Below are 18901 nucleotides of genomic sequence, written 5' to 3' on the forward strand. Positions count from 1 at the left end.
AAAATACAACAGGGACAGCCGGCTTTTGCCGGCTGTTTTTATTATGGATTATCAGTTAATAACAACCAGTGAACAGTTAAAGCAGGTGTGCGATGCAGCCAGTCAGTGCGATGCCGTAGCCCTGGATACCGAATTTGTCAGAACCCGCTCACTCACCCCGCATTTAGGTCTTTTACAGCTGTATGATGGCCAGCAGCTGGTGCTGATCGATCCTATTGAAATTGAGGACATGCGGCCGTTTGTACGCCTGCTGGAAAACCCCGGTGTCGTTAAGGTACTGCATTCGTGCTCAGAAGACCTGGAAGCGTTTCTGACCAGTTTTGATACCTTACCGGCACCTGTTTTTGATACCCAGTTTGCCGCGTCAATGCTTAATATCGGCGCTACCATGGGCTATGCCAGAATGGTCGAAGAGCTGTTAGGTGTGGCGCTGGACAAAGGCGAGTCGCGAACTGACTGGCTGGCCCGCCCGCTAAGTACCAGACAGCTGGCCTATGCGGCCAACGATGTGCTGTATTTACTGCCCTGCTATCGCCAGCTGGCCGAACAGGTCGCCCTGGCCGGTAAAACAGACTGGGTATACCAGGAAATGGAGACACTGGGAGGCAAGAAACGAAGTCAGCTACCGCTGGAATATGCCTATTTGCCGGTGAAAAACAACTGGAAGCTGAACACCGAGCAATTAACTGTGTTGCAGCATCTGGCTGCCTGGCGTCTGGGTATGGCCCGTAAAAAAGATCTGGCACTTAACTTTGTTCTTAAAGAATCGTTAATGCTGGATATTGCCGAGCGTTTGCCGGGCAACCGCAATGCCATGACCGCGATTCCGGGCATGATCAGTCCTACACTGCGCCGCTATGGCGATACGCTGCTGTCGATTGTACAAAAGGCCCGCGAGGAATATACCGACTTGCCGGCGACCCAACATTTACCCAAAGTACGCCGGTTAGTCGATTTTCCGGAATACAAGCAAACACTGGGTAAACTGAAAACCATGGCCGCGGATGTGGCCCGGAATCAGAATGTACCGATTGAAGTCGTCGCCTCGAAAAAGCAAATGAATCAGGTGCTTAAATGGTACTGGTTTGAGCTGAGTGAAACCCGGGTGCAGGGCTTAAAACCTGATCTGCTGACCGGCTGGCGAGCCCATTTTTTCACCGCGCCGGTTGAAGCGATGCTGGATAACCCGTTAAAAGTGAGTAAGTCGTAATGCTATGTGCTGTTTATAAAACCGCCAAAAAAGAAGGCATGTATTTGTACTTGCCTGAAAAAGATAAGTTTGATGATGTACCTGAAGCCTTGCTCGAACAATTCGGCAAGCCGGTGCTGGTTATGCTGTTACCGCTGAACAAGCGCGAAGCACTGGGCCGGGTTGATAAAGAAACCCTGATAACCGCGCTGCGTGAAAAAGGGTTTTATTTGCAGCTGCCGCCTAAACAGGAAGACTGGCTGGCAGAACACCGTGTGGCGCTGGGACTGTCGCCCCGGGAAGAAGCCAAGAAGTTTTAAGCGGGGACGGCTTATGAAAGCAATACAACGGTTGATGATGGCCTTGCTGATGGTGGGTCCGTTGGCAATGACTCAGGCCAGCGCGGCGGGCGCCAATCCGGTGGAAAAAAGCCAGGTGGAAAAAAGTGCCGCCGGTTTTGCTACGTATCTGACCGGTTTGAGTAAAGAAGCGCAGGCCCGGGGATTTGACAAGACCTGGCTGGATAACACGCTGAAAAACACCGAGTACCGGGCCACCGTGGTCAAAGCAGATAAAAGTCAGCCGGAAACAAAAATCACGCTGGATGATTATCTTCGTACCCGGGTGCCGGACTGGAAAGTTAGTCAGGCAGTGTCTGTATTAAAGGAAAATCGCGACCTGCTGACAGCCATTGGCAAACAGTATCAGGTGCAGCCGCGCTTTATTGTAGCGTTGTGGGGCAATGAGTCGAACTTTGGCAAACTGCAGGGTAACTTCGATGTGCTGTCTGCGCTGGCCTCACTGGCCTATGAAGGCCGCCGTGAAGCGCTGTTTAAAAAGCAGTTTTTTGCGGCCCTGACCATCGTGAAAGAAGGTCACATCAGTGCAGATAAGCTTAAAGGGTCCTGGGCCGGTGCCATGGGGCAAAGCCAGTTTATGCCCACGTCGTTTTTAACCTATGCGGTGGATTATGACGGCGATGGTAAAAAAGATATCTGGACCAACAAAGCCGATGTGTTTGCCTCTATTGCCAATTACCTGTCATCTGAAGGCTGGGATGAGACGCGTACCTGGGGGCGTCAGGTGACGTTCAGCGGCGATTATCAGGGCGGGCATGCCGGGCTGGCCAAAGCCGACTTTGTGCCATTGTCTGAATGGCAGCAAAGAGGGGTTCGCAAGTACGACGGTACGGCCCTGCCGCAGGTCGATACCAAAGCATCACTGATTATGCCGGACGGACCCGACGGGCGTCTGTATCTGGTGTACAACAACTTTCATACACTGATGAAGTGGAACCGTTCCACCTACTTTGGCGTATCAGTTGGGTACTTGTCAGATCGTATCAGGAAAGGACACTAAGCTATGTATCGACACACAGATAATCTTAATACCCCCATTGAACTGGCGGTCGGCAAAGTGGTTTGCGCCGGACGCAATTTCCTTGATCATATTCAGGAAATGAAATCAGACGTGCCGGATGAGCCGTTATTGTTTATGAAGCCGGCCTCAGCCCTGTGCAGTATGCATGATCCCATTACTATTCCGGCTGACCGCGGGCCCTGTCATAACGAGCTGGAAGTAGCGCTGCTGATTGGTCAGCGGTTATGTCACAGTGACCAGCACAGTGCGCTTGAGGCGGTGCACAGCGTTGGTCTGGGGCTGGACCTCACCTTACGTGAGGTGCAGGCGCAGTTAAAAGAAAAAGGCCACCCGTGGGAGCGGGCCAAAGCATTTGACGGTAGCTGCCCCGTCAGCCAGTTTATACCGGCCGTGCAGTTCACTGATCTGGACCGGCTGGCGTTTTCGCTGGAAGTGAATGGCAAATTACGTCAGGAAGGCAATAGCGGCATGATGATGCATACAATGGGGCAGTTACTGGCATTGATTTCCCGTCATTTTACCCTGGAGCCAGGCGATATTGTCATGACCGGCACCCCAAAAGGGGTTGGACCGCTGGCTCAGGATGATACTATTCGCGCCCGTTTACAAAGCAGTTTAGATATAACGACGAGTGTAGTAGCAGTATGAGTGATCGGTTCTGGGAAACCAAAACATTAGACGAAATGACCCGGACAGAATGGGAAGCCCTGTGTGACGGCTGTGGTAAGTGCTGTCTGCATAAATTTATCGAAGATGATGAGGCAACTGAAGCCACCTCTACCGATGAGATTCGCGACCACGAGCAGGTGCATTACACCAATATTGTGTGTTCACTGCTCAATACCAAAACCTGTGACTGTACACAGTATCAGAATCGGACCACGCTTGTGCCTGACTGTGTACAGCTGACCCGGGATAACCTGAAAGATATTTTCTTCATGCCCAACAGCTGTACGTACCGCCGGTTGTACGAGGGCAGGGGCATGCCGTCCTGGCATCCACTGCTTAATAAAGGTAAAAAAACCGCCATGCACCGTCAGGGGATGTCCGTCAGAGGCAAAACGGTGTTTGAGTGTGATGTGGATTTAGACAAATTTGAAGATTATATCGCGCGTTGGCCGTTATCCGACTGCGATTAACATCAGTTGAGGGCTGTGTGTCAGCCTTCACTGACCAGTGCATACAACCAGGCATCGCGGCCTGATATACGCTTGCGACACAATCCTTCTTTTATTGCACCGAGCTTTTCTGCCACCCGCAAACTCGGCTGATTTGCCGGTTCAATAAACAGCTCCAGCCGATGCATGCCCATCTGCGCAAATGCCAGTTTTATCAGGCTCTGGCACAATGTAACAGCAAGCCCCCGACCGGCAACATCAGGGCGAATCCAGTAACCCAGATTACCAGTACCGTGTACAGCGTGAATGTGGTTGATGGTACCCAGCCCCAGACATGCCTGTTCGTGCATCAGCAAATAGGTAATGCCGTAGCCGGTGTGGCGCAGCTGTTCCTGCTGCTCAATACACTGGCGTGCGGCAACCGGTGTAACCGGACACAGCTGACTACCCATCCAGGGTTTAACGCTGTCAGCAGCAAGCCGGCTGGCCTGACACAACACATCCTGATGCTTTGCCGCCAGCCGTGTCACGGTAACAGGCCCAAAGGACGTAGCAGGTACCGGTAGTCGCGCCGGCAATATACTCAAGTCAATCAAAATGGCTTCTTATCCAACAGACGGCAGATAAAAACCACTGCAAAGACAATAAAGTAGGCAGCAAATATCACACTCATCCAGTCAGCCATACCCATCGACATAAATTGCCAGCTATCTTCGGTGCAGTCTCCCTTGGCTTCAAAAATCCATGGCAGCCACTCATGCAGCGGCATAAATGAGGGAAAGTTAGGCACGATTTCGCAGCTGGCAAAAAACGGATTGCTGGCATTCAGGATTTCCACATGCTCGCGGGCAATCAGAAACCCCCAGCCGGCCGATACCGCCCAGCCGGCAAAGGCAATCATGCGGGTCAGGCCATTATTGGCAATCAATACCAGTAAACCGGCCAGCACAATGCCGTACATAGCGGTGCGCTGATAGATACACATAATACAGGGCAGCAAGTCCATACCGTACTGAAAATACAGTGCGGCGACTTCCAGCCCCATTGATGTCAGAAATAAAATCGCCCAGGCTGATTTTTTTTCAGCCTGGCGACTGATTCCCTGAATAAGACCCATCATCTTATCGGTTATCCTTAATGAGAGGGGGCGCCAGTAGATACTGCCCCGGTATGGTGTTCAATAAGGTGTGCGTCGTACAGCATCTGGGTTGCGTCAAGTAACCCGAAATAGGTGGCAGCCAGGCCAACAATGGTGAGCACAACAGTATACGGTAGCGCCATATACACCATTTTGCCGTAAGACAGGCGCAGCAGGGGCGCAATGGCTGAGGTCAGCAGAAACAGGAAGGCTGCCTGGCCATTTGGCGTTGCCACACTGGGCAGGTTAGTCCCTGTATTGATAGCCACCGCCAGTAAATCAAACTGATCGCGGGTAATCTGACCATCCTGTAGAGCCGCCATTACCTCAGTGATATACACCGAGCCGACAAACACATTATCTGAAACCATAGAAAGTACCCCGTTGGCCAGATAGAACATCACCAGCTGTGTCGTACCTTCAAAGCTCAGCACCCATTGAATCACTGGCTGGAACAGCCCCTGATCAATAATGACCGCAACCACGCCAAAAAATACACACAGCAGCGCGGTAAATGGCAGGGCTTCCTCAAAGGCTTTGCCTAACGCATGTTCTTCAATAATACCGCTCATGGAAGTGGCCAGCACAATCACTGACAAACCAATCAGACCCACTGAGGCAAAGTGACCTGCCAGACCCACGATCAGCCAGACACCGATAAGGGCCTGTACACCCAGACGCGCTTTGTCACGCTTAGTCCGCTCAAGGTCGGTATGCTTGTCGTAATCCACCAGAATCTCGCGTACTGCCAGCGGCAGTTGAGCGCCATAGCCAAAAATTTTGAATTTCTCCAGCATCGCGGTTGTCAGCAGGCCAAATACAAACACCGGTATGGTAATGGGAGACATACGGATAAAGAACTCAACAAAATCCCAGCCGGCCTTGTCGGCAATGATCAGGTTTTGCGGTTCGCCCACCATCGTCATAACACCACCGAGGGCTGTACCTACAGCAGAGTGCATCATCAGGTTACGTAAAAACGCACGAAAATCTTCCAGGTCATTTTTGCCCAGTTCATGCACATTATCGTCTGAAGTATGATCATGATCGTGATGGAACTCTTTGCCCGACGCTACTTTATGGTAAATAGTGTAAAAACCCAGACCCACACTGATGATGACCGCGACAACAGTCAACGCATCCAGAAATGCGGATAAAAAGGCAGAGGCAGCAATGAACGATAATGACAGAATGAGCTTATTTTTTACCTTGATAACCAGTTTGGTAAACAGATACATCAACAGGTCTTTCATGAAGTATATGCCGGCAACCATAAAGACCAGCAGTAACAAGACTTCTAAGTTAACCTGAATTTCGTGCAGCATGTGCTCAGGGGACGTCATGCCGATAAACATGGCCTCTATGAGCAACAACCCCCCAGGCTGGAGCGGATAACATTTCAGCGCCATTGCCAGAGTGAAAATAAATTCGATAACCAATACCCAGCCAGCCAGATAACTGTCGAACATAAAGATGAACGGGTTGGCGATTAAGCACGCGATAATGGCTTTTTTATACCAGTCGGGCGCATGGCCTAAAAAATTTCGATATAACGCCATGGACATCGAGGTTTGCATGTTTGTGATCCTTCTACCACTCGTAGACGCTTCTACTTTTATTGTATTTATAGTTGATGAACGCGGGGTTGGCTGTTGCCGCCTTATTTTTGCTGTTGTGCGGCGACAAAATTCCCACTAAGACTATTGCGACACTAAGCCTAGCTTAAATTTCGCAACTGAGGAAGTCAGAGCAGGTGGGAAATCAACCAGTTGCCAACCTGAAACCGGTCAAATGCGTTTAAACTGTTCATCCTGAATGATGATGCTGTCATTTTTATTATGCGCTGAGGTATTTATCAGCAAATAGCGCCTTAGTTATACACAGTTATACAATTGACTGTAAGCAATATGCGCGGCACTTTTTTGTTCAGTAAATTAATGTTTGTTGGCAGGTACAATGACATAACTGGTTGAGCAGTTTGATAATAATTTATAGCTTTTATGCCAATAATGATGTTGCGTAAGGGATTACTCACATTTTTGTTGTCTGAATGGCTGCTTCATGTTTACATAGCCGCGCATTTTTATTGGCCTTAAGGCCGTATTAATAGATTGTCTAATGTAAATTTCATCTGGTACAATCAGTTGAATAATAAAAGAAGATAAGTTCAGGCGATAAATTATGATCTATAAGGCGCAAAGTCCTGCCGGATTTGCTGAAGAATATATTGTTGAGTCGATTTGGAGTGGTCGGTTTCCGCCGGGCACAATTTTGCCTGCTGAGCGCGAGCTATCCGAACTCATCGGCGTAACCCGGACAACTTTGCGTGAAGTGTTGCAACGACTGGCCCGTGATGGCTGGTTGACGATTCAGCATGGTAAGCCCACCAAGGTAAATAACTTTTGGGAAACCTGTGGTCTGAATATTCTGGAGACGCTGGCGCGCCTCGACCAGGAAGGTATTCCTGAACTGGTGGATAATCTGCTGGCTGCCCGCACTAACCTGAGTGCGGTATTCATTCGCGGTGCAATACGCCACAATCAGGAAAAAGCGGTTGAGATCATCGCCCGCTACAAAGACGTGGAAGCCGACGGTATGGCGTTTGCGCAGTACGATTATCAGATGAATCACGACCTGGCCCTGGCTTCCGGCAACAATGTTTTTGTGCTGATGATGAATGGCTTCCGTGGGCTGTACTCACGGATAGGTGGTTATTTCTTCTCTCATACCAGCGCCCAGGATGTAGCACGTAACTTCTACGAAAAGCTATTGGCAGTCGCCGAAGCCGGTGAGTACGAAAAAGTCCCGGCCGTGGTCAGAGCCTACGGGATTGAGTCCGGTAAGGTGTGGCAGCAGGTGCGTGACGAAATGCCAAAAGATATTGTCGACTCTTTATAAACCGGTTTTTTGAATCAGGCAGTATAAACAAAGGCGGGGCAAACCCGCCTTTATTGTTTTTATTCCTGTTGTGGGTGACTTCAGGGCCTATCTACTGCAGACAGGAGGCAGGTTATGAGTGCAAAACATGTCGTGTGGTTTGAAATTCTGGTTAATGACATTGAGCGGGCGCAGACCTTTTACGAAACGGTGTTGGCGACCTCACTGGAAGCGTTGGCAGACCCCACTGACGAATCCGTACAAATGCGTATGTTTCCGGCCGATACGGAACAGCACGGATGCGGTGGTGCGCTGGTGCAAAACCGTGACGCCAGCCCCGGCGGAAGCAGTGTCATTTATTTTGCATGTAACAATTGCAGTGTTGAGGAAAGCCGGGTGGAGGCTGCCGGTGGCAAGGTGTTACAAAGCAAAATGAAAATTGGTGAATATGGTTTTGTCAGTCTGATTAAAGACACAGAAGGCAATACAGTGGGGCTGCATTCTACACAGTAGGTATGCTGACGCCTGGCGCTTACTTTTTGCTCCACAGATTCTGATTTTTTTTATCACCAAAATAATCGGACGGTTCCCACCATCCGGGCACCAGATCCTGCGCCGCATCGGCGCTGGCATTTTTGGTCAACTGCGACATGATCGATTGTAACCGCTCGGTATCAATCCGTTTGAGTTTTTTGCGGTTGGCCTGGAAATACAGATTTTGTGCCTTGCCAATAACCAGGTCGGCCCCTGATGAAATAAACTGCAGGTTTCTGGATACAACCCGACATACCGGTTCGACCGGGTTAGCCGGGTTCAGTCCGGTCACAATAGCATATTCAAACTGGTTTTTTTCATAGCCCTGTTCGTTCACCGGAATGAAGGTAACGCCAAACCCCTGTGGGAAATACCCCACCATCTTAATAAATGCATTGGCCAGCTTGGCATTAATCGCTCCTTTTTTGGCCATCTGCTCAATCAGTAAATAGCCCCTGGGCAATTCTTCCCGGCTGTAATCCTGTTTGGTAGACAGCACAATAGACACATAAATCTGGGGGACTTTGAGCAATTCCCCTAAGCCGGTTTTTGACAAAAATGCGTCCTGCACCAGCTGTTCACGAAACTGATTAGCCTGTTGGTGAATTTGGACAAAACGATGCTTATCTTCAGCTGCCGTACCGGTAAATTCCGGCACCCCCAACCCCCGGCGCAGATAATCCAGCGTATGCGCATAATTCAGTTTCAGCAGTCCCTTACGGCTGTGTTCATCCAACAACCGGAACTCATCCTGCTCGCCGTCATCACCAAAAAGAATACTCTTTGCCTCGGGATGATTCAGCCCGATATCCTGCAACAGGGCACTGCTTATCAGGGGAATCGCCAGTTCGCTGCGCCATTTTTGCAGCCAGTAGCTATTGCCCTGATAGCGTGAGAATGCGTCACGGTAAAGCTGCAGGTAAGGGTGTGCAATGGATTCATCCAGAATGAGGGTATCAACCAGGCGCAGTAATAAAACCGCTTTATACAACGGTTTTAAACGCTGATGGCGGCGGGCAAAGTTACCTCTACCACCGGGTGTGAGCAGCATTATGGTTCCTAGCAGGCGGGCACTTTGTTGCTGCGTGTCTTTAACCGTATCGCCCTCACTGAGGCTGAGCAGAAGATCACAAACCTCAGTCAACCGTTGTAGTCTGGCCAGTCTGTCAGACTCCAGTTTATGCCGGGTCTGGCGAATATTACGCACCAAATCAGGGCTTAAGCTTTCATCGGGATATTTTTGACGAAAGTTGTCTGCCTGAGCCTCGAGCATTTTTAGTTGGGTGATACGCGCCGGTGTGCCGGCATAGTATTGACTGGCATCAGCAAATACGGACGGCTTCTGCGGATCGGCCGGACAAATGGCTTCCATCAGCTTTTTCACCTGTTGAGTATAATAAATATCCGGACTTTCTGCTTGCCTGGTCACGCGGTTCCCTAAAAGTGTGTGGTCATTGCGACTTTATTTACTGTGATAATAGAAAAATACAGTGTCGCGTTAAACCGGAATTTGAATAAAAACTGGCAATTCGCCCGGTTGTGTTGCATTAATGTTAATAGTCACTGTTTATGCTTATGTTTACAATAACCTAATGATAGCCACAGAATTTGATTTTATCATCATTGGCGCTGGTTCTGCCGGAGCTGTGCTGGCCCATCGACTCAGTGCTGACAAGCAGGTCAGTGTCTGTTTACTGGAAGCCGGCGGAAAGGATCGTCATCCATTAATACATATTCCTTTCGGGCTGGCAGGATTATCCCGGGTGACGTCGGTAAACTGGGGTTATCACACCGCACCCCAGCCTCAGCTTAATCAGCGCGAGCTTTTTTGGCCCCGGGGTAAAACATTAGGTGGCAGCAGTGCCATCAATGCTATGTGTTATATTCGTGGACAGTACAGTGACTATGATGACTGGGCCGCTGCCGGAGCAAGCGGATGGAGCGCTAAGGAAGTATTACCGGTATTTCGCCGCTCCGAGCACTTTTGTGACGCAGAAGATGAATTTCATGGTATCGGCGGGCCATTACACGTTGAGCGGCTGCGTCACATTGACCCGTTATCCGGCGCTTTTGTCAGCAGCGCCGCGGAGGTTGGGCTGGCCCAGCTTAATGACTTCAATCGCCAGCACCGGGAAGGGCTGGGGTTGTATCATGTTACCCAGAAAAATGGGCAGCGCTGCTCCACCGCGGTCGGCTTTTTAGCCCATGCCCGGTATCAGGAAAATCTGACAATAATTACCCGATGTCTGGCTGAAAAGATCCTGCTTAACGAGGATGTGGCAACCGGTGTGCAAATCCAGCACAACGGGCAGACGGTGAAACTGAAAGCGCATCGTGAAGTGATTATTGCTGGTGGCGCGATAAATACACCACAATTGCTAATGTTGTCGGGGATTGGTCCGGAAGATGAATTGCACCGGCACGGCATTACAGTGAAAAAGCATCTACCCGGGGTCGGGCAAAATCTGCAGGATCATCTCGATGTCATTATCCAGAACAGTGCTTCAAGGGCCGCCGGTTACGGCCTGACCGTTGGCGCTATTGCTGGCTTTGTTGCGCAGGGGGTTAAATATCTGACCGGGCGGCAGGGCATGCTCAGTTCTAATATTGCAGAAGCCGGTGGTTTTGCCTCATCTTCGCTGGCAAGCGCAGATAAACCCGACCTGCAATTTCACTTTATTCCGGCCATTTTAAATGATCATGGCCGGCGCTTCAGTTATGGCTACGGCTATGGCTTGCACGTATGCAATCTGTATCCGCGCTCCCGGGGACGCATCCGGCTACATTCCTCCCGGGCTGAAAGCGCGCCGCTGATTGACCCCTGCTATCTGACTCACCCCGAGGATTTACAAATCATGCTGGAGGGTATTCGCCTGGCCCGGCGGATTTTACAGGCCAGCCCGTTTGATAAGTGGCGCGGTCAGGAGCGATTGCCCGGTGCAACAAAAACCACTGACGAGGCCCTGACGGCGTTTATTCGCCAGTATGCAGAAACCGTTTATCATCCGGCCGGTACATGCAAAATGGGCGCTGAGGATGACCCAATGACCGTGGTCAACAGCCGCTTGCAGGTCAAGGGTTTTGAAAACCTGCGGGTGGCCGATGCGTCGGTGATGCCGAGTCTGCCTGGTGGCAATACCAATGCACCCACCATTATGATTGCCGAGCAGGCTGCCTCATTTATTCAGACTTGTCACACGAGCCCTGCATAAACAGATCCGCGGCGGTGTCGCACATCTCGTCAATATGGCTGCTATGAGCATAAATGCCGTCAATCAGTAAGCGGGCAATACCGTGCAGGGTGCCCCAGGTGACCTGTGCCAGCCGCAGGGTGTCGTGTCCGCCGGGCAGTAAGCGTTGCTCCTGCCAGTAGCGGGTCATACTGACCTGAAACTGAAAGCAAGGGTACGCTACTTCTTTTAGATCACTGGTAGCCGACTGCTCCTGCCAGATGGTTCGGCCAAACATCAGCTCGTACAGCTGCGGGTTATCTGCTGCATAACGAATATACCGGTGTACAAACTGACGAAAGCGCTCCCTGGCCGGCACATCGTGCTGTTCAAAAATGTGTCGGGCAGTGTCATGCCATTGACTGAAACCCTGCGCGGCAATGGCGCTCAGTAACGCATTTTTATCTTTAAAATGATGATACGGCGCTGACCGGGATACTCCGGCATCCTCTGCCAGCTTACGCAGCGACAGGCTGTCGATGCCATGGGCAGACAACCGCGCAGTGGCGACTTTAACCAGTGTCGCGCGTAAATCGCCGTGATGATAGGTGTGGGTATTGGCCATGACATTTTCAACTACTGCAAAATCTTTCTACAGATTACGTTTTATCTTGACACTGTCAACATTGGCTTTTATCTTGACGCTGTCCAGTTTGCAAAATTGTTAACGGAGAGCGCCATGGAAGCAGCCACTTCTGCTACACCGCAATACACAACTTTAACCGTGAGCGAGGAAGGACCGATCGCCCACATTCAGCTGTCCCGGCCTGATGCCCTTAATAGTATGGTGCCGGCGTTCTGGAATGAGTTACCGGCCGCGATCAGGGCCATTGATGATGTAGCCCGGGCCAGGGTGATTGTGATTTCTTCCACCGGTAAACACTTTTCGGCTGGTATGGATCTCTCTGTATTTGAAAATATGGCACAGAGCTTTACCGGTGATCCGGCGCGTAGCGCTGAACAGATGCGCCGGCAGGTTCATCTGCTGCAGGCCAGTTTTAATAGTATTGAGCAGGCGCGAATGCCAGTTCTGGCTGCCGTACAGGGCGGTGCGATAGGTGGCGCGGTAGACTTGTTATGTGCCTGCGATATGCGTTATTGCACGGACGATGCGTTTTTTACCATTAAAGAAACACAAATTGGTATGACCGCGGATTTGGGCACGCTACAGCGCTTGCCCAAGCTAATCCCGGTGGGCCTGGCCAAAGAGCTGGCTTATACCGGCCGCCAATTTTCCGCCCGGGAGGCGCAGCAGGCAGGCTTTGTCAATCAGACCTACACTGATCAGGCAGCCATGCTCGATGGCGTCATGCAGATTGCCCGGCAGATAGCGATGAACTCACCGGTAGCCGTAAGCGGTACCAAAACCATGATTAATTATGCGGTGGACCATACCGTGGCTGAAAGCCTGGAATACATGGCCACCTGGCAAGCCGGCATGTTTCAGATGGAAGATGTCCTGACCGCGATTAAAGCGCAAAAGCAAAAAGTTGCGCCCGAATTTGCCCCGCTAAAGCGTGGCCTGCACAGTATGAAGTAAGAGGAATAAGGAATAGCCATGACCACCACAGCAGCAGAACAGGCCACACCACATCCTGTTTATCCGCATTTGTTTCGTCCGTTGGATCTTGGGTTTACCACGCTCAAGAATCGGGTACTGATGGGCTCCATGCATACCGGACTGGAAGAAATGCCTAATGGCCACAAACACATGGCGGCGTTTTATGCAGAACGGGCAAAAGGCGGAGTCGGGCTGATTGTTACCGGGGGGATCGGGCCTAACGAAGAAGGCTCTACCCATCCGATGACCCGTCGTTTGAATTCTGATAAAGCCGTGGCGCATCACAAAGAGGTAACGGACGCGGTGCATGAAGCCGGCGGCAAAATCTGTATGCAGATTCTGCATACAGGCCGTTATGCGTACAGCGAAAAACTGGTGGCACCATCCGCGGTGCAGGCGCCGATTAACCCGTTTAAGCCTAAAGCGCTAAATGAAGAAGAAATTGAACAGCAGATTCAGGATTTTATTTTCACCGCCCAGCAGGCACAAAAAGCCGGTTACGACGGTGTGGAAATTATGGGCTCAGAAGGTTACTTCCTGAACCAGTTTATTGCCAGGCGCACAAATCATCGCGACGATGAGTGGGGCGGCGAGTACGAAAACCGCATTCGGCTACCCATTGAGGTGGTTCGCCGGGTGCGTGAAGCTGTGGGTGAGCAGTTTATTATTATCTATCGACTGTCTATGCTGGATCTGGTTGAAGGCGGCTCGGATTATCAGGAAGTGGTGCAGCTGGGTAAAGAGATTGAGCAAGCTGGCGCTACCATTATCAATACCGGTATCGGCTGGCACGAAGCCCGTATTCCGACTATTTCAACCCGGGTGCCGAGGGCGGCATTTACCTGGGTAACCGCGAAATTTCGCGCTGCGCTGTCAATTCCGGTGATCACCTCTAACCGCATTAACACTCCAGAGGTCGCCGAAGACGTGCTGGCCCGAGGTGATGCGGATATGGTGTCTATGGCCCGTCCGTTTCTGGCTGACGCAGATTTTGTGGTCAAGGCGGAACAGGCTAAAGCGGATGAAATCAATACCTGTATCGGGTGTAATCAGGCATGCCTTGATCATGTGTTTAATGGCAAGCTGACCAGCTGTCTGGTTAACCCGCGGGCATGTCATGAGCTGGAGTTAACCATCTCCCCGGCGGAGCAAATCCGAAAGATTGCGGTTGTTGGCGCTGGTCCTGCGGGTCTGGCGGCGGCTGTCACGGCGGCTTCCCGTGGGCACACCGTTACCCTGTACGACAAAGACGATAAAGTGGGCGGTCAGTTTAACATTGCCCGTCAGGTGCCCGGTAAAGAAGAGTTTAACGAAACTCTGCGGTACTTCAGTCGTCAGCTGGAGCTGCATAACGTGACTGTGAAGCTGAACACAAAAGTGTCAGCCGCCATGCTGAATGACGAAGGGTTTGATGAAGTGATTCTGGCTACCGGTATTGTGCCGCGGATTCCGCCCATCGAAGGTATTGAGCATGCCAAAGTTATGTCTTATATCGATGTGCTGAAACATAAGAAACCGGTAGGCAAAACCGTGGCTATAATCGGTGCCGGTGGTATCGGCTTTGATACCGCAGAATTTTTGTCGCACGGGAAAGGCTCTCCGAGCCTGGATGTGGCCGAGTTTATGAAAGAATGGGGCATCGATATGACCTTTGAGCACCGTGGCGGTGTGGAAGGCATGCAGCCTCAGCCTGAGCCGTCATCGCGCCAGATTGTGCTGCTTCAGCGCAAAACCACCAAAGTGGGGGCCGGGCTGGGCAAAACCACTGGCTGGGCCCATCGTGCCAGTCTGTTGATGAAGGGAGTTAAAATGATCCCTGGCGTAGAGTATCAGCGTGTGGATGATGATGGTTTACACATTATGGTTAATGGTGAGAAGCAGGTGCTGGAGGTTGACAATGTCATCATTTGCGCCGGACAGGAGCCGCAACGTGAGCTGGTAGAAGGGCTGAATGCCACCTACCATCTGATTGGCGGGGCGGATGAAGCGCTGGAGCTGGATGCCAAGCGTGCCATTGACCAGGGCACTCGACTGGCGGCAACCCTGTAAAGCGAGTTTTACAATAGCAAAACGGGCGCTAATCGCGCCCGTTTTTTATTGCTTATTTCGTATTCATAAACGGATAGTCGGTATAGCCTTTTTCCTCGCCCTGATAAAAGGTATCGTAATCAGGGGCGTTAAGCGTTGCGCCGGCTTCAAAGCGCTCCGCTAAATCCGGATTGGCAATATACGCCCGGCCAAAAGTGACAGCATCGGCAAAGCCCGATTCCATCGCATTTTGTGCCGTCAGATAATCATAGTCGCCATTGGCGATATAAAATCCGTTCCAGCAGTTACGCAGACTTTCCTGAATCTTAAGATCATGATTGTTGGTATCCATACCGGGAAAACGCTCTACCATATGTAAATAGGCCAGCCCGTATGTGTTAAGCTTTTCAATATAGTAGGTAAAACTGTTCAGCGGATCGCTATCAGCAATGTCATTCTGATTTCCGATAGGGGATAATCTCACCCCCACCTGATTGGGCGCCCAGATGCTCAGTACTGCTTCTGTTACCTCGTTGAGCAGACGCATACGGTTTTCCAGTGAGCCACCGTATTCATCATCGCGCTGGTTAGTTTTATCCCGTAAAAACTGGTCTAGCAGATAGCCGTTGGCAGCGTGGATTTCAACACCGTCAAAGCCCGCTTCCTTAGCATTTTCTGCTGCTGTTCGATAATCCTCGATGGTGCTTTTAATCTCTTCGATGCTCATGGCCTTAGGCATAGAAGCCGGCTGCTTTTGACCGTCGAAAAACACTTCAACGTCAGGTTTAATCGCAGAAGGCGCCAGAGGAGCATCGCCGTCGGGCTGAAAATGACTATGACTGATCCGCCCTACGTGCCATAACTGCATAAAGATTTTTCCGCCCTTGGCATGTACGGCCTCAGTAATTTCCCGCCACTTCTGAACATGCTCTGCGGTGTAAATGCCGGGAGTACGGATATAGCCTTTGCCCTGCGGGTTAATCTGCGTAGCCTCGGTCAGAATCATGCCTGCGCTGGCTCGCTGCTGGTAATACGTGAGCGCCAGGTCCGACGGTACGTCGGTCTCGTCATGCGCGCGGCTACGGGTTAACGGTGCCATAAAAATACGGTTACGGATCTCAACAGCGCCCAGGCTGCCCTCAGAAAATAAATTCGCCATGTATGCTCCAAAAAAATACAAAATAAGAAAAAGAAAAATGCGCCGGGGTCAGGCCCGGCGCGAATACGTTAAGGCGTTTGAGCGGCGTGTTTACCTTCACGGAGCTCTTCTACTACCTTGTTGCAGAAGGCGGGCAGGTCATCGGGATTACGACTGGTGGTTAAACCCTGGTCAACAACGACTTCCTCGTCAACCCAGTGACCCCCGGCGTTGATAATGTCGGTTTTAATGGAAGGAAATGAGGTGACGGTACGGCCGTTTAGCACGTCAGCCTCAACCAGCATCCATGGACCATGACAGATGGCAGATACCGGCTTGTGCTGAACAAAAAAGTCACGCACAAAATTAACCCCTTTTTCGTTCATGCGCAGCGTATCAGGGTTTAGCACACCGCCGGGAAGCACCAGCCCGTTGTAGTCATCAGCACTGATCTCATCCAGTGTTTTATCAACGTCAAAGGTATCGCCTTTATCGTCATGGTTCATGCCCTGAATTTTGCCCGATTTGATTGACACGATATGCGCCTCTGCGCCTGCTTCACGGACCTTTTTAAGAGGCTCAGTCAGTTCAACCTGTTCAAAACCATCAGTGGCCAGAAATGCCACTTTTTTGCCGGATAGTACAGCCATTGGATGTCTCCTGCGTTATGAATGTGGGATAAGCTACGCCGTGAACCTTGGATTTGGTTTTCCGCAGGACATTAAATTTGGTTTGTTAAACAAATATATGAGACGGATTGCACAAAGTGATTATCTGACGGGGGGTACGCAACAAGTTAGTCAGAGGGAGAGAGCCACAATGTACCCGCTTGCTGATCCAGAGAAAAAATAAACCGGCCCAGCACGTTCATACCCAGTAAGCCGTCTACATCATCCAGTTGGGCAACCGGTAATACAAACACCCTGACGTTGGTCATCTGATAGCTTCCCAGACTCAGCCTGTCCAGCTCTATCAGGGCTGCTTCAGCCGGCCCGCCAGCGGTATGAATTGTAAAGTTACCCACAAATCGGGTTGTCGTGCGCTGGCTGAGTCTGTTAAAAGCCGCCTGGGTGATTGCCGTACGGGTGGCGCCGGTATCCAGCAGCAATTGTGCTGGCTGACGATTAAGCTGAACCGGTACAATAAAATGTACACCCTGTCTGACCAGAGAAACCGGTTCTCCCCGGCGGGCAACCTCAGATTGCTGCTGCGCCGTTGTAGCTGTCCGCGATGGGGCGTCAGGTAGGGCGAACTGCTGTCGAATCCGCTGGGCACGTGAGTCATCATAATCCAGAGCAGCCAGCGCACTTTCCATCGCGCTGTATCTGGCCTGCTTTCCATAGGCGGTAGCCAGCCACAATGCATAATCTGCCTGTAATGGATCGCGCTGCACTAATGGCTCCAGAAAAACCGCCATAGCATCCCAGCTACCAGCGCGTTTTAACTGCTCCAGGGCATCTTCCACCAGGTTGTCTCGCTTGCCAATAACCTGCCGGGTCTGCGCTGCGCTCAATGGGTAATCCAGCAGGTTATAATAATGCAGTACCACATCGCTTAGCGCCGCAGTATGCCTGAGCAGGCGGGCTTCAAGCATCAACAGGACAAAATTATCCGGTGACTGCCGCAATGCCTGCTGTAGCCGTTGTTGCGCCTGGGCGTAGTCACCGCTTTCAAGCAATGCAGTTATTGCGCTGATTGCGATTGCTTTAGTGTGTTTAGACGTGGTGGCCGTTTGTTGCGATGCGCCGTTACTGGTTGCGGGGGCGGTACTATGATGAGGATTTGCTATTGATGTATTTACAGAAACCGCAGATGATTCATCGGATGTAGGTGAAGGCAGAATATTGCGCCACTGATACACATTCAGCGCCAGCGAACCGGCCAGTGCCAGCGCCAGTCCGATACTAAGTTTATTCACCAGCGCCCGCTCACAGGGAGATACTCGCGTTGCCGTACACCTGACAAAATATCTGTGGCATACGTTTTGGCGCACCACTGGTCAGACTGGTGCAGACAAATTGGGTGGTGGCGTTGAATACCGATTTTTCGCGGCGCGGGCAGACAAACTGAAACTCCCTGACCAGCGACAGGCGACTATCACAATGAACTATCCAGGTGGCACAAACCAGCGTGTCGCCTTCATGACAGGCTTGCAGGTAATTCAGTTCGTGGCGTTTAATCACCATGGCCCGGTCCAGTTCCCGGTAATCATCCAGGGTCAGACCAAGTGCATTAGTATGCGCCCAGGCGGTTTTTTCCAGCTGAGTCAGATACGCCACATTATTGACATGGCCATAATGGTCAATATCACCCGGGCCTATCTTCCAGTCAGTGGTAAACGGGTCGGCGTGATGCCACAGGGCTGTGTTATTCATAAATTCTGGTACAGGCAACTTTGCTCATAGTTCTACCATTAACCACCGCGCAGGCGCAATGGCAGAGTGACTGTCCATACATATCAGTAAAAGTGACTGTCCAGCATTCTCCATTCAGTACTATGAAAGTGAACAGTATGAAAGTGACTGTCCACTAAGTGCATTACCAAAGTGCATTTAGCAACAACAGAACGAGTGACTGTCCACGATGGAATAGGATGGCTCACACAGGCGGTTGCGTGACTACCCACGACGGGGAGTCCAATATAACAAGTAGAGTATGTGACTGTCCGGGAGGAAAAGTGACTGTCCAGCATTCTCCATTCAGTACTA

General features: G+C 51.0%; 19 protein-coding genes. 10 read left to right on the forward strand and 9 right to left on the reverse strand.

The genetic code is table 11. The features are described from left to right. The first annotated feature begins 43 nt into the window (after positions 1-43). The 5 genes from rnd to EZV72_RS06640 all read left to right on the forward strand — a co-directional run bounded on the left by rnd (position 44) and on the right by EZV72_RS06640 (position 3708). The gene (rnd, locus tag EZV72_RS06620; protein ID WP_137166498.1) at positions 44-1210 is read left to right on the forward strand and encodes a ribonuclease D; all 1167 of its coding nucleotides are present in this window, start codon (positions 44-46) and stop codon (positions 1208-1210) included. After that, positions 1210-1509 carry a YcgL domain-containing protein gene (locus EZV72_RS06625; RefSeq protein WP_137166499.1) on the forward strand — a complete coding sequence of 100 codons (300 nt, stop codon included), beginning with the start codon at positions 1210-1212 and terminating at the stop codon, positions 1507-1509. Before rnd ends, EZV72_RS06625 begins: the two co-directional genes overlap by 1 nt. A gap of 67 nt (positions 1510-1576) precedes the next feature. After that, positions 1577-2548: a lytic murein transglycosylase gene (locus EZV72_RS06630; RefSeq protein WP_232364558.1), complete on the forward strand. Its 972-nt coding sequence runs from the start codon at positions 1577-1579 to the stop codon at positions 2546-2548. A gap of 3 nt (positions 2549-2551) precedes the next feature. Next, positions 2552-3217 carry a fumarylacetoacetate hydrolase family protein gene (locus EZV72_RS06635; protein ID WP_137166500.1) on the forward strand — a complete coding sequence of 222 codons (666 nt, stop codon included), beginning with the start codon at positions 2552-2554 and terminating at the stop codon, positions 3215-3217. Then, positions 3214-3708, forward strand: coding sequence for a YcgN family cysteine cluster protein (locus EZV72_RS06640; RefSeq protein ID WP_137166501.1), 495 nt, complete (start codon positions 3214-3216; stop codon positions 3706-3708). Before EZV72_RS06635 ends, EZV72_RS06640 begins: the two co-directional genes overlap by 4 nt. Positions 3709-3728: 20 nt before the next feature. Here EZV72_RS06640 and EZV72_RS06645 read toward each other — a convergent pair whose 3' ends face one another. From EZV72_RS06645 to nhaB, 3 genes are read right to left on the reverse strand one after another with little or no spacing between them, the layout of a single operon-like run. Next, a complete protein-coding gene (locus tag EZV72_RS06645) occupies positions 3729-4283 on the reverse strand; it encodes a GNAT family N-acetyltransferase (RefSeq protein ID WP_137166502.1) in 555 nt (184 codons plus the stop codon). Beyond that, the gene (gene dsbB, locus EZV72_RS06650) at positions 4280-4804 is read right to left on the reverse strand and encodes a disulfide bond formation protein DsbB (protein WP_408640840.1); all 525 of its coding nucleotides are present in this window, start codon (positions 4802-4804) and stop codon (positions 4280-4282) included. Before dsbB ends, EZV72_RS06645 begins: the two co-directional genes overlap by 4 nt. A 17-nt stretch (positions 4805-4821) precedes the next feature. Then, on the reverse strand, positions 4822-6402 hold the full coding sequence (gene nhaB / locus EZV72_RS06655) for a sodium/proton antiporter NhaB (RefSeq protein WP_137166504.1): 1581 nt from the start codon (positions 6400-6402) through the stop codon (positions 4822-4824). Positions 6403-7006: 604 nt separating this feature from the next. On the opposite strand from nhaB, the gene fadR reads away from it, so the two are divergent. Together fadR and EZV72_RS06665 are read left to right on the forward strand one after the other, a co-directional pair. Beyond that, on the forward strand, positions 7007-7723 hold the full coding sequence (gene fadR / locus EZV72_RS06660) for a fatty acid metabolism transcriptional regulator FadR (protein ID WP_137166505.1): 717 nt from the start codon (positions 7007-7009) through the stop codon (positions 7721-7723). Between the two features lie 114 nt (positions 7724-7837). Then, positions 7838-8215: a VOC family protein gene (locus tag EZV72_RS06665; RefSeq protein WP_137166506.1), complete on the forward strand. Its 378-nt coding sequence runs from the start codon at positions 7838-7840 to the stop codon at positions 8213-8215. Positions 8216-8234: 19 nt separating this feature from the next. Here the strand turns inward: EZV72_RS06665 and EZV72_RS06670 are convergent, their stop codons facing one another. Beyond that, the gene (locus EZV72_RS06670; protein ID WP_137166507.1) at positions 8235-9665 is read right to left on the reverse strand and encodes a hypothetical protein; all 1431 of its coding nucleotides are present in this window, start codon (positions 9663-9665) and stop codon (positions 8235-8237) included. Between the two features lie 163 nt (positions 9666-9828). Here EZV72_RS06670 and EZV72_RS06675 point away from each other — a divergent pair, with 163 nt between their 5' ends. Next, on the forward strand, positions 9829-11448 hold the full coding sequence (locus tag EZV72_RS06675; RefSeq protein WP_137166508.1) for a GMC family oxidoreductase: 1620 nt from the start codon (positions 9829-9831) through the stop codon (positions 11446-11448). Here the strand turns inward: EZV72_RS06675 and EZV72_RS06680 are convergent. Next, positions 11417-12031: a TetR/AcrR family transcriptional regulator gene (locus EZV72_RS06680; protein WP_137166509.1), complete on the reverse strand. Its 615-nt coding sequence runs from the start codon at positions 12029-12031 to the stop codon at positions 11417-11419. The genes EZV72_RS06675 and EZV72_RS06680 overlap by 32 nt on opposite strands. A 114-nt stretch (positions 12032-12145) precedes the next feature. Between EZV72_RS06680 and EZV72_RS06685 the strand changes: the two genes are divergently transcribed. Continuing rightward, positions 12146-13006 (forward strand): crotonase/enoyl-CoA hydratase family protein, encoded by an 861-nt coding sequence (locus EZV72_RS06685; protein WP_137166510.1) that lies wholly within the window; start codon positions 12146-12148, stop codon positions 13004-13006. A gap of 18 nt (positions 13007-13024) precedes the next feature. Further along, positions 13025-15076, forward strand: coding sequence for an NADPH-dependent 2,4-dienoyl-CoA reductase (locus tag EZV72_RS06690; RefSeq protein WP_137166511.1), 2052 nt, complete (start codon positions 13025-13027; stop codon positions 15074-15076). 52 nt (positions 15077-15128) lie between these two features. Here the strand turns inward: EZV72_RS06690 and EZV72_RS06695 are convergent, their stop codons facing one another. The 4 genes from EZV72_RS06695 to EZV72_RS06710 all read right to left on the reverse strand — a co-directional run bounded on the left by EZV72_RS06695 (position 15129) and on the right by EZV72_RS06710 (position 18568). Then, on the reverse strand, positions 15129-16214 hold the full coding sequence (locus EZV72_RS06695; RefSeq protein WP_137166512.1) for an alkene reductase: 1086 nt from the start codon (positions 16212-16214) through the stop codon (positions 15129-15131). A 68-nt stretch (positions 16215-16282) separates the two neighbouring features. Then, positions 16283-16843, reverse strand: a complete 561-nt coding sequence (locus EZV72_RS06700) for a type 1 glutamine amidotransferase domain-containing protein (protein WP_137166513.1) — start codon at positions 16841-16843, stop codon at positions 16283-16285. A gap of 146 nt (positions 16844-16989) precedes the next feature. Then, positions 16990-18111: a retropepsin-like aspartic protease family protein gene (locus tag EZV72_RS06705; protein WP_137166514.1), complete on the reverse strand. Its 1122-nt coding sequence runs from the start codon at positions 18109-18111 to the stop codon at positions 16990-16992. Positions 18112-18121: 10 nt separating this feature from the next. Further along, positions 18122-18568, reverse strand: a complete 447-nt coding sequence (locus EZV72_RS06710; protein ID WP_137166515.1) for an acyl-CoA thioesterase — start codon at positions 18566-18568, stop codon at positions 18122-18124. Positions 18569-18901: the final 333 nt, after the last annotated feature.

This window comes from Salinimonas lutimaris (genome assembly GCF_005222225.1).
In the GTDB taxonomy this organism is placed as follows: domain Bacteria; phylum Pseudomonadota; class Gammaproteobacteria; order Enterobacterales; family Alteromonadaceae; genus Alteromonas; species Alteromonas lutimaris.

Coding starts and splice junctions, on each gene's coding strand:
- EZV72_RS06630 (WP_232364558.1), top strand. CDS start 1,577: ATGACTCAGGCCAGCGCGGCGGGCGCCAATCCGGTGGAAAAAAGCCAG.
- EZV72_RS06685 (WP_137166510.1), top strand. CDS start 12,146: ATGGAAGCAGCCACTTCTGCTACACCGCAATACACAACTTTAACCGTG.
- EZV72_RS06665 (WP_137166506.1), top strand. CDS start 7,838: ATGAGTGCAAAACATGTCGTGTGGTTTGAAATTCTGGTTAATGACATT.
- EZV72_RS06635 (WP_137166500.1), top strand. CDS start 2,552: ATGTATCGACACACAGATAATCTTAATACCCCCATTGAACTGGCGGTC.
- fadR (WP_137166505.1), top strand. CDS start 7,007: ATGATCTATAAGGCGCAAAGTCCTGCCGGATTTGCTGAAGAATATATT.
- nhaB (WP_137166504.1), bottom strand. CDS start 6,402: ATGCAAACCTCGATGTCCATGGCGTTATATCGAAATTTTTTAGGCCAT.
- EZV72_RS06640 (WP_137166501.1), top strand. CDS start 3,214: ATGAGTGATCGGTTCTGGGAAACCAAAACATTAGACGAAATGACCCGG.
- EZV72_RS06700 (WP_137166513.1), bottom strand. CDS start 16,843: ATGGCTGTACTATCCGGCAAAAAAGTGGCATTTCTGGCCACTGATGGT.
- dsbB (WP_408640840.1), bottom strand. CDS start 4,804: ATGGGTCTTATTCAGGGAATCAGTCGCCAGGCTGAAAAAAAATCAGCC.
- EZV72_RS06675 (WP_137166508.1), top strand. CDS start 9,829: ATGATAGCCACAGAATTTGATTTTATCATCATTGGCGCTGGTTCTGCC.
- EZV72_RS06680 (WP_137166509.1), bottom strand. CDS start 12,031: ATGGCCAATACCCACACCTATCATCACGGCGATTTACGCGCGACACTG.
- EZV72_RS06690 (WP_137166511.1), top strand. CDS start 13,025: ATGACCACCACAGCAGCAGAACAGGCCACACCACATCCTGTTTATCCG.
- EZV72_RS06710 (WP_137166515.1), bottom strand. CDS start 18,568: ATGAATAACACAGCCCTGTGGCATCACGCCGACCCGTTTACCACTGAC.
- rnd (WP_137166498.1), top strand. CDS start 44: ATGGATTATCAGTTAATAACAACCAGTGAACAGTTAAAGCAGGTGTGC.
- EZV72_RS06695 (WP_137166512.1), bottom strand. CDS start 16,214: ATGGCGAATTTATTTTCTGAGGGCAGCCTGGGCGCTGTTGAGATCCGT.
- EZV72_RS06625 (WP_137166499.1), top strand. CDS start 1,210: ATGCTATGTGCTGTTTATAAAACCGCCAAAAAAGAAGGCATGTATTTG.